General features: G+C 34.4%; 10 protein-coding genes. 5 read left to right on the top strand and 5 right to left on the bottom strand.

Going from position 1 to position 12,733, the window contains the following annotated elements; translation table 11 throughout:
• Window positions 1-6: 6 nt before the first annotated feature.
• Both K8V80_RS05020 and K8V80_RS05025 read left to right on the top strand, forming a co-directional pair.
• Entirely contained in the window at window positions 7-651 is a 645-nt protein-coding gene (locus K8V80_RS05020; protein ID WP_276775865.1) for an ATP-binding cassette domain-containing protein, read from the top strand.
• Between the two features lie 2 nt (window positions 652-653).
• The gene (locus tag K8V80_RS05025; protein ID WP_006743415.1) at window positions 654-1,856 is read left to right on the top strand and encodes a hypothetical protein; all 1,203 of its coding nucleotides are present in this window, start codon (window positions 654-656) and stop codon (window positions 1,854-1,856) included.
• 62 nt (window positions 1,857-1,918) lie between these two features.
• Here the strand turns inward: K8V80_RS05025 and K8V80_RS05030 are convergent, their stop codons facing one another.
• From K8V80_RS05030 to K8V80_RS05045, 4 genes are read right to left on the bottom strand one after another with little or no spacing between them, the layout of a single operon-like run.
• Window positions 1,919-2,776, bottom strand: coding sequence for a glycine betaine ABC transporter substrate-binding protein (locus K8V80_RS05030; protein ID WP_276775858.1), 858 nt, complete (start codon window positions 2,774-2,776; stop codon window positions 1,919-1,921).
• Window positions 2,777-2,793: 17 nt separating this feature from the next.
• A complete protein-coding gene (locus tag K8V80_RS05035; RefSeq protein WP_006743417.1) occupies window positions 2,794-3,639 on the bottom strand; it encodes an ABC transporter permease in 846 nt (281 codons plus the stop codon).
• Complete coding sequence (locus K8V80_RS05040) at window positions 3,636-4,862, bottom strand: quaternary amine ABC transporter ATP-binding protein (protein ID WP_276775859.1); 1,227 nt, start codon at window positions 4,860-4,862, stop codon at window positions 3,636-3,638. The genes K8V80_RS05035 and K8V80_RS05040 overlap by 4 nt, the downstream gene beginning before the upstream one ends.
• A gap of 22 nt (window positions 4,863-4,884) precedes the next feature.
• Window positions 4,885-6,036, bottom strand: coding sequence for a hypothetical protein (locus K8V80_RS05045; RefSeq protein WP_276775861.1), 1,152 nt, complete (start codon window positions 6,034-6,036; stop codon window positions 4,885-4,887).
• A gap of 463 nt (window positions 6,037-6,499) precedes the next feature.
• On the opposite strand from K8V80_RS05045, the gene K8V80_RS05050 reads away from it, so the two are divergent.
• The 3 genes from K8V80_RS05050 to nrdG all read left to right on the top strand — a co-directional run bounded on the left by K8V80_RS05050 (window position 6,500) and on the right by nrdG (window position 11,310).
• Window positions 6,500-7,684: an aminopeptidase C gene (locus K8V80_RS05050; protein ID WP_276775862.1), complete on the top strand. Its 1,185-nt coding sequence runs from the start codon at window positions 6,500-6,502 to the stop codon at window positions 7,682-7,684.
• A 773-nt stretch (window positions 7,685-8,457) separates the two neighbouring features.
• Complete coding sequence (locus K8V80_RS05055; RefSeq protein WP_276775863.1) at window positions 8,458-10,842, top strand: anaerobic ribonucleoside triphosphate reductase; 2,385 nt, start codon at window positions 8,458-8,460, stop codon at window positions 10,840-10,842.
• A 6-nt stretch (window positions 10,843-10,848) separates the two neighbouring features.
• Window positions 10,849-11,310, top strand: coding sequence for an anaerobic ribonucleoside-triphosphate reductase activating protein (gene nrdG / locus K8V80_RS05060; protein ID WP_006743422.1), 462 nt, complete (start codon window positions 10,849-10,851; stop codon window positions 11,308-11,310).
• A gap of 79 nt (window positions 11,311-11,389) precedes the next feature.
• Here the strand turns inward: nrdG and rseP are convergent, their stop codons facing one another.
• On the bottom strand, window positions 11,390-12,706 hold the full coding sequence (rseP, locus tag K8V80_RS05065; RefSeq protein WP_276775864.1) for an RIP metalloprotease RseP: 1,317 nt from the start codon (window positions 12,704-12,706) through the stop codon (window positions 11,390-11,392).
• Window positions 12,707-12,733: the final 27 nt, after the last annotated feature.

Here is a 12,733-nt window from a genome sequence, read left to right on the forward strand (position 1 = left end):
ATAATTATGGAAAAGATTCATCTAAAGCAGACTCTTCCTGAAGTGTTTGCAGGGGGTAGCAGCATTCAATCAGATATATGGCATCAAGATATTATCTTTGATAAAGAGATGATATGTCTTATAAAAGCTGCATCGGGAACAGGAAAAAGTTCTCTTTGTAGCTATATTTTCGGTTATAGACGAGATTACCAAGGTATGATTTTCTTTGATGATGTGAATATCAGGCAAATAAAAAGTAAAGATTGGAATTCAATCCGACAAAAGGAATTGAGTATCATGTTCCAAGAGCTCCGTTTGTTTGAAGAGCTTACCGCCTTAGAAAATATCCAGATCAAGAATAAACTTACTAAGTTTAAAAGCAAGAAAGATATCACCAATATGTTGGAGCGGCTAGGTATTGCAGACAAGACTAATATACCCATTAAAGCCTTATCTTTTGGACAAAGACAAAGAGTTGCATTTATTAGAGCCTTATGTCAGCCTTATCAATTTATACTCTTAGATGAGCCAATAAGCCACCTTGACGTAGAAAACAGTAAAGAGTTAGCAAAACTGCTACTCGAAGAAGCCTCAGGGCAAGGAGCAGGCATTATAGTAACATCATTGGGACACCAATTAGATTTACCCTACTCAAACTACTTTAATCTCTAACTATGCTATATAAATTACTTAAACATAAGATGAGTCGTAATCAGCTAATAGGTTTCACATTAGCCAATCTAGTAGGACTCAGTATTATCTTTATAGGTATTCAGATTTATTCTGACTTACACCCAATATTAAATGATAAAGATAGTTTCCTTCAAGATGAATATATAATACTCACCAAAAAGGTCAATACAGTTGGCTCTATATTAGGTAAATCGCCTTCATTCTCAAAAAAAGAAATTAATAGCCTAAAAGATCAATCCTTCATCCAAGATGTAGGTTTATTTGAAGCGTCACATTTCAACATCAGAGCCAATATTAATTTTATTGGAAAGCAATTTGGAATAGCAACCGATATGTTCTTTGAGTCTGTTCCTGATAACTTTATTGATGTTGAAAGTACAGATTGGATCTACAATACGGAAAAAGAAGAAATTCCCATTATTATTCCTCGCTCCTATCTCGATTTATATAATTTTGGATTTGCTGCTAGCAAAAGTTTACCCAAAGTTTCGGAAGGACTTATCAACTCCGTAGTATTAGATATTAATGCTTCTGGAAATGGACAGTTTCAAAGATATAAAGGGCGTATTATCGGTTTCTCCAAAAGGATAAACACTATTTTAGTGCCCGAGAGCTTCTTGAAAGAGGCTAACAGCAAATATTCAACTGATAAAGAAAAGGATGCTCTACGCGTCATCATAAAAGTCAAGAATAGTTCAGATCCTCAACTCTCTAAGTTTATTGCAGACAAGGGCTATATCATTGATGGGAACCAGCTAGATACAGGGAAAGCTCGTTACTTTTTAAATATAAGTATCAGCATTGTTTTATTTATAGGCTTACTTATAAGTGTTTTGGCTTGTTATATTTTGATTTTAAGTATTTACTTACTCGTAGAGAAAAATATATATAGCCTAGAAAACCTATCTCTTTTAGGATATTCAAATACACAAATAGCCCGCCCATATCTATTTATCACGATGATACTAGTGAGTATATCATCTATAATAGCCATCATTATAACCAAGTATGCCCAAAGTATTTATATCCCTTTCATAAAAGAAGTAACAGATACGAGCATTGCAAGTACTTTATCATCGAGTACCTTAATTTTTGCATTGGTTCTCTTTATTGGCATACTGATAGTGGGATTTTTAGTAATAAACACCAAAATAAAAAGTATTTCTACATTTAAAAATAGATAATAAAAAAAGGTCGAGGATCCTCGCGAGGATCCTCGACCTTTACTATATTGACCATCCAATAACTATTCTTCTAGCTTCTTCGGTATCCAACTATCTACTAGCTCTTGATTCTCTTTCATCCAAGATTTTACTCCCATAACCTCTGTTGGAGCATCTTCTAGTGCATCCATTAAAGAGCTAATCTGTTCATTAGTAAACTTCATATTTCCTATCAATTCTGTGGCAAAAGGATCCTCTTCTTTAAATCCCTTTCTACAGATACTCTTGATAACTTCAGCTTCTCCATATACATTCTTAGGGTCTTCTAAAATTTTCAAATCAAAACGGCTAAACTTCCAATGAGGTTTCCAACCAGTTACAACAACCCATTTATTTTCATCAATAGCTTTTTTCAAAGCTGCTGTCATCATAGGACCAGTCGAAGAAAGTAATTTAAAATCCAAATTGTAATCCTTGATAGCTTGTTCTGTAACCTTCATCACTCCTGCTCCCGCATCAATCCCTACAATCTCGCCCTCAAATTGATCTTTTACACTATTCAACTCTTCAATAGAGTTTATAGTTACATACGAAGGTACTACCAATCCTATCGTTGCATCATTAAACAATGTGTCTATTTCTTCTATCGCATCTCCATATTGTTTAAAATAATCTGCATGCGTTATAGGTAACCAAGAATCCAAAAACACATCTGCATCCTTTTTAGCTAATGCAGCGAAAATTGGAGCAATATCTGCATTCTTCATTTTCACCTTATAACCTTGTTCTTCAAATAAGATTTTAGCGAGGTTTGTCATAGCAATTCCCTCAGCCCAATTAACATAAGCAAAAGTGATTGTTTTTTTATCTGATTGATTTCCACATGATGCAAATAACAGTGCTGTTACAAGCATTAGTGCTATACTTTTTAAATATTTCATTCTATTATATCTTTTATTTAATTATTTTTCTTTTTCCCATTATTTTTCTTCGCTATACCCTGCGTAATACGGTCTAATATAATCGCAAGAATAACCACAGCAATACCACCCTCAAAACCTAAACCGATTTTCATCTGGGTAATTCCTTTTAATACAATCTCTCCTAATCCACCAGCAGCAATCATGGCAGCTATCACAACCATAGAGAGCGACATCATAATCGTTTGGTTCACACCTGTCAAAATAGTAGGCAAAGCCAATGGTAACTGAACCTTAAATAACAGCTGCCAACGAGTAGCCCCTAGAGATGTAGTAGCCTCAACTATATTTTTAGGAACCTGACGAATACCTAGTCCTGTTAAACGAACTACAGGAGGCATAGCAAAAATTACAGTAGCAAAAGCTCCTGGTACTGGTCCTAATCCAAAGAATAAAACAGCAGGAATTAGATAAACAAATGCGGGCATAGTTTGCATAAAGTCAAGTACCGGACGTAATATTTTATCACAACGGTCACTATAAGCTGTCCATACACCCAAAGGAACTCCTATTAATAAAGCAATAAACGTTGAAGATAATACTAATGCCAAGGTTTCCATAGTAGGCTCCCAAAAGCCCATTCCCCAAATCAATAGTAAACCTAAAACCGAAAATAATGCTACTCCTTTACCTGCTTTTTTCCAGGCAAGTATAGCCATAACAATGATAGTAATCCAAAAAGGGATACTATTTAGTATGGTTTGAAGACCGTCAATAAAACCACCAATACCTGTATTCAATGCATCAAAAAATGATGCAAAATTCTCTGTTAACCAATTAATGGCTATCTCTATATATTTTCCTATATTAATTCTTTCAATCATAAGTCTTGTGCATTTTGAACTAACTTATCTATTTCTTTCTTATCTTTTCCTGTGACTTCGAACACCAATGAAGAAAGAGGTACAATGCCTTTAAACTCCTTATTTTCACCCACTACCCATATAGGAGAGTTTGTTTTTGTCATCAAGGGAATAATATCTTCTATAACCGTGTTTTCTCTAACTGTGTGGCCAAACTGCTTAATAACAGAATCAATATTTTTAATATGCTCTTTCCGGAGTTCCAGTAAGTCTTCTAAATATACTTCTCCCACTAATAAATTATCTTCATCTACCACAGGCAAAAGAGTAAGATTCTTTCGTCTCATCTTTCTGATGATAACTTCAGGACCTTCCTTCTTAAAACGTGCAACAATTGGATCTTTCAACACGATAGAAGATGCTGTAATGATTTTACTTCTATCTACATTTTCAACAAAACTAGCTACATAATTATTGGCAGGTTCTGTTAGTATCTCTTCCGAAGTACCTACCTGAACTATCACGCCATCTTTCATAATTGCTATACGATCTCCCAACTTAATAGCTTCGTCTAAATCGTGGGTAATAAAGACAATGGTTTTCTTCATCTTTGTTTGCAAGGCCAAAAGCTCATCTTGCATTTGCGTTCTTATCAAAGGGTCTAGTGCAGAGAAAGCTTCATCCATCAATAGCACTTCGGGGTCATTAGCTAAAGCTCTGGCTAAGCCTACCCTTTGCTGCATACCACCAGAAAGCTCACTTACCATCTGACTTTCATAACCTTCTAATCCAACTAGCTTCATAGCATACATTGCTTTGTCTTCTCGAGTTTCTTTATCAACTCCTTGCAACTCTAAACCAAAACCTATATTTTCAACAACCGTTTTATGGGGTAACAGTCCAAAGTTTTGGAAGACCATAGCCATAGTCTTACGACGACTATTGATCAGTTGCTTATCGCTAGCCTTGGATATATCTGTTCCATTGATAATTATTTCTCCATGTGTAGGAGTAACCAACCGATTAATACAACGTAATAGTGAAGACTTTCCACTACCAGACAATCCCATTACAACAAAAATCTCACCTTCATTAATAGTTAGATTTGCATCTTGCACAGCAATAGTACATCCCGTATGTTTGAGTATTTCCGCCTTACTTTTACCCTCTTTCAGTTTACGGAAAGCGCGACTTTTTTCTGCTCCAAATATCAGGTATAAATCTTTTATTTCTATTTTACTCATCTATTATTCTATTTTTAAAGGTTTAGAAGTAATAACCCATGTTTATATTAAAACGTGCATTCCATTTATTAGAAGGATCACCTTGTGCAAAACTATCATCCCAAGCATTACTAAACCAGGAATGATTTTTGCCCAAGGCATAATCGATGTAAGTAAATACTGGTCCTGTTGTAAGTAATATTCCTGAGACGTTTTGATAGCTATCTTTATAGCCATCAATGCGTTTATGCATCATACTAAAATCATTGTAGATACGTATATTATCTAATATTCCTTTATTTACAGGTATTGTGTAAGCAATAGTAGCTAAGTAAGTATCTGCTTTTCTAGCTACATTATAATTCGCTCCATAAGCTCCCATGGTTACAAAATCTCGATCTATAGGGTTCCCATTCTTATCATTTCCCTTCTTGGGGCTCATAGCATATGTAGTATACTGAGCCTTAACATCCCAGTTTTTATATGAAGCAGAATAATGTACTGCAAAAGCTTTTCTCAACCCCATCTTTTCAGTGTCCATATTGTAAATACCACCGAGCATTCCCGATAGACCAAATTCTTGTTTAAACCTATTTCCACAAGTATAGTTTATTTGAATATTTCCCTGATTTACTTCTTTATCTCTACCTCCTACATCATAAGAATAACGATTTGGTGATAAACTTTGTTTATCTCCAAAATCAAGAATATCAGAGTTTTTAAAGAAAGCCAATGCTAGATTCCAAGCATTTTTATTGAACAAATATTTCACACCCATATCATAGTCATCTTCTAATCCTAAATAATAATTCAGATTAAAAAAGAAATTATTAGAAGTAACAGGTAATACGCCAAAAGGAACTTGAGTTAATCCTACTTGTATTTGATGATTTTCATTGAATTCATAGCCAAACCAACCGTGTTTAAGCATATGTCCACCAGAGCTATTGGCATAAAAGCGATATTCTGCATCAAAAAGAATTTTTTTATAACCTCCAGTAAGATTTAAACGGAATACATCAAAACCGAAATCACCTCCTTTCTTTTTACTATCCTCTTTCCAATCGGAATAGTTATAGTTAAAACGGAGTGCTCCACCAAGCTTAAATTCTGGCTTCTCTTGAGCAATTGAATACGTAGAAAAAAATAAAAACGAAAATAAAAAGGTAAAAAGAATTCTTTCTTTATATCTCATAAAGTAACTTTTTTAAGGACATTTACTCAACTTCTTTGCCCTTTATTATTAATTAATAAAATTGTAAAATTATATGTACTGAACGGATGATATAGAGAAGGAGTTTTTTTATATCAACTCCTATAAACGAACAGTTTAATTTGAAGAAATTAACTGATTAATTATGCCAATTTCTATTTATGACATTTTCAAAGATAAAAAAAAATGCTTATTTAGACAAACGGGAATAGTTTTATTAAACACAATTAACTGATTTACAATACGATAATATATAAATATTCTTTTTCAGCAATACATACATGTTTAATAACACATTACTATATAGACAGGAAAGCTAAATATAATTCGTTTTATACACAAAAAGAAAGTATTTTTCATATTGAGCTTTCTTCAAGTAGAATTCTCTGACACTTTTATATATCTTTGTATTTATTGAATACATAACAAACTAAATTAAAACAACATGAAAAAAACACTACTTACGGCAGCTGTATGCCTTCTAAGTTTTGGCCTTTATGCACAAGAGAGTGCTAAAAGTGATGAAGGTTTTCAGTTTACAACAGTAAAAGAAAATGCTATCACACCTGTTAAGAACCAAAATAGATCTAGTACCTGCTGGAGCTTTTCTGGAATCGGTCTTTTAGAATCAGAACTTCTACGTCAAGGTAAAGGAGAATATGATTTATCTGAGATGTTCATCGTTCACCACACTATGCTAGATAGAGCTGAACTATATGTTCGCCTTCATGGAGATAGTTCATTCTCTCCAGGCGGTAGTTTCTATGATGTTATTGCTACTATGAAAAAGGATGGTTTAGTTCCTCAAGAAGCAATGGAAGGAATTAAATATGGTGAAGAAAAACATATTCATACAGAAATAGATGCTGTAGCTTCTGGCTACGTAAACGCTATTGCTAAAGGACGTTTCAAAAAACTTACTCCCGTATGGAAAGAAGGTTTAAAAGCTATCTATGATACATATCTAGGCGAATGCCCTGAAAAATTCACTTATAAAGGTAAAGAATATACTCCAAGAACCTTTGCTGACGAACTAGGTCTTAAAGCTGAGGATTATATTTCTCTAACATCTTATACACACCACCCTTTCTACGAACAATTTGTTATTGAAATTCAAGACAATTGGAGAGGTGGTTTATCATACAATCTTCCAATTGATGAATTCATGGAAGTAATGGACTATGCAGTGAAACAAGGATTTACAATTGCATGGGGTAGTGATGTAAGTGAAGTTGGTTTCACTCGTAATGGCATTGCAGTAATGCCTGATCTTGAAAGAACAGATCTAAGTGGCTCTGATATGGCTCGCTGGACAGGCATGACTCCTGCTGATAAGAGCAAAGAAGCAGTTTCTAAACCAGGACCTGAAGTTGAGGCAACTCAAGAAATGCGTCAAGCAGCATTTGACAATTGGGAAACAACTGACGACCATGGTATGCTTATCTATGGTATTGCAAAAGACCAAACAGGTAAAGAATATTTCATGGTGAAAAACTCATGGGGTACAGATAATAAATACGAAGGAACTTGGTATGCATCAAAACCTTTCGTGAGATACAAAACAATGAATATTGTTCTTCATAAAGATGCTCTACCAAAAGCTATTGCTAAAAAACTAGGACTTAAATAATAAGTCTATTTAATCATATATAAAAAGAGAGATTCTCAGTCGAGAATCTCTCTTTTTGTTTTTGCTAACTTCTAATATTCAGAATAAGGTTAAAAAATAATGCCTTAAAACATCTCTAATAGTAAAGAACACAAATCATATAAGTCTATCCACATAAACATCCTTTAAATAAGCTCCTTAGCGAACATTAAATACTTATTTTCTTAGGAGGGGTTAATTACTTTGACACCGACATGTCATCATCATGTCGGTGTCAAAGTATTCACATGTCGGTGTTATGATGAGAACCTATCACTGTAAAATTACATCTGCTCATGCCCAGCCAAATAATAAACCTGCACAGTAGAAAATAATTAACCTTTTACATTAAAATGAGCATGCCTCATTAAAGATAATTACACCGCTTTTACATCACGATAACACAAAAACAGACACTAGACTATGCCATCGTGTTAATTCTCTTTTTACGAGTTTAAAACACTAGTTATCGTGCTCTTTTAAGAGAGTATCAAAGAGTACTTTTCTATTAAAAAAGAATGAAAGTATTCCAAATAATCTGTTTTTAAAATAAATTTGCTTTCATAAAAAAATTAGTATCTTTGTTATACCTGCGACATTAAAACACTCATATACCTATAAATCAATGTTTTATATAAAATAAACATTTTACACTGAGTATAGTAAAAGTGTTTTAAATAATCTATTTTGGTAAACTTTAAAATTCAAATAAATAAAAAGTTTTCCAAAATGAAAACTAAAATCATCAAAAGACAATGGCTGCTGGAACGAAATCAATTATTAAGAGAGATGGAAAAAAAGAGGTTTTCTCACCTCTTAAAATCCAAAATGCACTTAGCAAAGCATTCACTGCTACGGGTATAAACGGTGATTCTCAGATCACGTCTGAAATAACAAATAGCGTAGTAAATAAAATTCAATTGGATACCATATCCGTAGAGCAAGTACAAGATCTTGTTGAAAATGAACTCATGAAAGCCTATCCTGATGTTGCAAAAAAATATATTCTATATAGAGATTGGAGGACTACTGAGCGCGAGAAAAAAACTAAAATGAAACACATCATGGATGGTATTGTTGCCATTGATACAAATGATGTAAATTTAAGTAATGCAAATATGAGTAGTCATACTCCTGCAGGACAAATGATGACTTTTGCCTCAGAGGTAACCAAAGACTATACGTATAAGTACCTTCTGCCTAAACAATTTGCTGAAGCTCATAAATTAGGAGATATCCATATCCATGATTTAGACTATTACCCTACCAAAACCACTACTTGTATACAATACGATTTAGATGATTTATTTGAAAGAGGCTTCAGAACTAAAAATGGGAGTATACGTACACCTCAAAGTATTCAAAGTTATGCAACCCTAGCAACAATCATTTTTCAAACCAACCAAAATGAACAACATGGTGGCCAAGCAATACCTGCCTTTGACTTCTTCATGGCTAAAGGAGTATTAAAATCTTTCAGAAAACATATTGTTAGCTTTATCAGCTTCTTCACATTAATAGAAGATGAAGAAAACGCCTCAGAATCCAACATCAAAATATTAGTAAATGAACATATTGACAGTATTGATGCTCCTGAACTGAAAACAGAAACATTAAGATTGGCTTTGACTGCTCTCAATGTAAATATCAATAAGGCAGAAATGAAGCACGTCTTTGAAAAAGCATATCAACAAACACGTAAAGACACCCATCAAGCAATGGAGGGCTTTATTCACAATCTAAATACAATGCACTCTAGAGGGGGAAATCAAGTTGTCTTTAGTTCTATCAACTACGGAACAGACACGTCCGCCGAAGGTCGTATGGTTATAGAAGAATTATTAAAAGCGACTATTGAGGGTTTAGGATCCAAAGGCGAAGTGCCCGTTTTCCCTATTCAAATATTCAAAATAAAAGATGGCATCACTTTCTCTGAAGAAGATTACAAGTTGGCGATGACAGATTTTGATGCAGCAGTAGAAGGTAAGATCAAATTCAAAGCACCCAACTTCGACCTTTACTTAAAGGCTTGTAAAACAACTGCAAAAGCTCTATTCCCCAACTTTATGTTCTTAGATACTCCATTTAATGCAAATGATAAATGGGATGCAAATGATCCAAAACGCTATCACTATGAGTTGGCTACAATGGGTTGTAGAACAAGAGTTTATGAAGATTTACACGGAGAAAAAACAGCCCTTGGACGAGGAAATCTTTCTTTCACAACAATGAATTTACCTCGTCTTGCTATTGAAGCCAAACGAAAAGCATCTCAAGAAAGTAAGAACGACCAAGAAATAAGAGATATAGCTAAAAAGGCATTCTTAAATGGAGTTAGAGAAAAAGCATTACTTATAGGAGAACAGCTTCATACACGCTATGAATACCAACGTTCAGCACTAGCTCGTCAGTTTCCTTTTATGATGGGCAACGACGTATGGAAAGGTGGAGGACAACTAGGTATTAATGATATTGTAGGAGATGTGTTAAAACATGGAACACTCGGTATCGGATTTATTGGTGGACATAATGCTATGGTAGCCTTATATGGATCTGGTCATGGACATAATAAAGAAGCTTGGAATACTTTATATGATGCTATTTTAACCATCAATGAAGTAGTAGAAGAACTAAAAAAGAAATACGACTTAAACTTCTCTGTATTAGCAACTCCTGCCGAGGGATTATCAGGACGTTTTACGAAAATAGACCGAAAGAAATATGGAGTTATCCCTGGAGTAACTGACAGAGATTATTATATCAACTCTTTCCATGTAGATGTAAAAGAACCCATCAGCATCATTGATAAAATAAGATGTGAAGCTCCTTTCCATGCAATCACAAAAGGTGGACACATTACCTATGTAGAACTAGATGGTGAAGCACAAAAGAACATTAAGGCTATTGCTAAAATTGTAAAAGTTATGCACGACGAAGGCATAGGATATGGATCAATTAACCACCCAGTAGATACTTGTAAGGCGTGTGGTTATAAAGGAGTTATCTATGATAAATGCCCTGTATGCAAGAGTGAAGCCATCTTACGTATGAGAAGAATCACAGGCTATCTAACAGGTGATTTGAGTTCTTGGAATTCAGCTAAAAAAGCAGAAGAAAAAGATCGTGTAAAACACTTATAGTATTCAATGAATATATTACATACTTATTCAGAAACGATTGTTGATGGTGACGGAATTAGGTATTCAATCTACTTTGCAGGGTGCCCACATAGATGTGTGGGATGTCACAACCCCGAGAGTAGAAACCCCAAAGCTGGCACTTTACTAACCGATGAAAAACTGGATAAAATAATAGATGAAATCAATAATAATCCTTTGCTAGACGGTATTACTTTATCTGGAGGAGATCCTTTCTTTAACCCGATAGAAATGCTTCCTATAGTGAAGAAATTAAAAGATAAAACTCAGCTGTCAATTTGGTGCTATACTGGTTTCTTATATGAAGAGTTACTAAAAGACAAACATTCTCAAGCTATATTAGAATACATAGATGTACTTGTCGATGGACCTTTTATTCAGGAGAAATACTCTCCTACTCTTCCCTTTAGAGGCAGTACAAATCAGCGCTTAATAAAATTAAGAAATTGACTTACTCTCTCAACCAAGAAAAAAAGCCCTACCTCAATTGAGGCAGGGCTTTTAGTTTTATTTCTTTTATTCTTTATTCTTATAACAAGAATCTTAATACATCGTTTAAATTTGCCCAAATAAGCAAAGTGAATAAGATAAGCATACCTACTACTTGTGCCCTCTCTAGGAATTTATCACTCGGTTTTCTACGTGTTATGATTTCGTACAATAAGAAGAATACGTGACCACCATCCAAGGCAGGAATAGGAAGGATATTCATAAAAGCTAAAATGATAGACAGTAGAGCTGTCATATTCCAGAAAGACAACCAATCCCATTGTGCTGGGAAGAAGCTTCCAATTGCACCAAAACCTCCAAGCTGCTTCACACCTTCTTTAGAAAACACATGCTTCATAGAGTTGGCATAGTTCTTTAGAGTATTTACACCCAATTGGGCACCCGCAGGAATTGAAGCTAATAAGCTATATTCTTTAGTCTGATATTCTGGATAAGTACCTAGAAGTCCTAATTTATATAAAGAATCTGTTTGAATAGTAAAATCCATCAATTCATCTCCTCTATACGCTTGAACTTTTATATTAGATGCCTTTTCTGCTTTAACTTTTTCTAAAGCACTAAAAGCCTCATTCCAAGAATCAACAAAATTGTCATTTATAGATACAACACTATCTCCAACAGCCAAACCTGCTTTTTGAGCTGGGGAATCTTCCACAACTACATTTAGCCTAGAAGACACACGCAATTGTGCAAAAGCATGTCCATCAGCCATTAACATTTGCATAAAGTCTTCAGGAACGTAAACAGAAGTTTCCTTACCACCTCTTAGTACTGTTACCTGACGAGCATCTGCTACAGATGAAACAACTTCTGCACCATATTTACCAAAAGCTTTACCATCAGCAGAAATAAGAATATCTCCATCTTTGAAACCTACTTCGTGTGCAGCTTCATTAAATTCCATACCATATGGTAATTGTGAAGTCTCAACATAAGTTTCACCCCATGTAAAAAGAATAGCAGCATAAATAATCAAGGCCAATACGAAGTTGAATAAAACTCCCCCAATCATAATCATTAGACGTTGCCAAGCAGGTTTAGAGCGAAACTCCCAAGGCTGAGGTGGTTGTTTCATTTGCTCAGTATCCATTGACTCATCAATCATACCAGAGATCTTGCAGTATCCCCCTAGTGGCAACCAACCCAGTACATATTCGGTTTCACTATTCTTAGGTTTATATTTAAACAACTTAAACCACGGGTGAAAGAATACACAAAAGGTTTCAACTCGTACTTTAAATAAACGTGCAAATAAGAAGTGTCCCCCTTCATGAACAATAACAAGCAGGGAAAGGCTCATCATTAATTGCAGTGCTTTTATTAAAAATGTTTCCATTACAATATTTCTCGATTATTATTATTA

This window comes from Bacteroides coprosuis (assembly GCF_020741705.1).
Taxonomy (GTDB): domain Bacteria; phylum Bacteroidota; class Bacteroidia; order Bacteroidales; family Bacteroidaceae; genus Bacteroides_E; species Bacteroides_E coprosuis.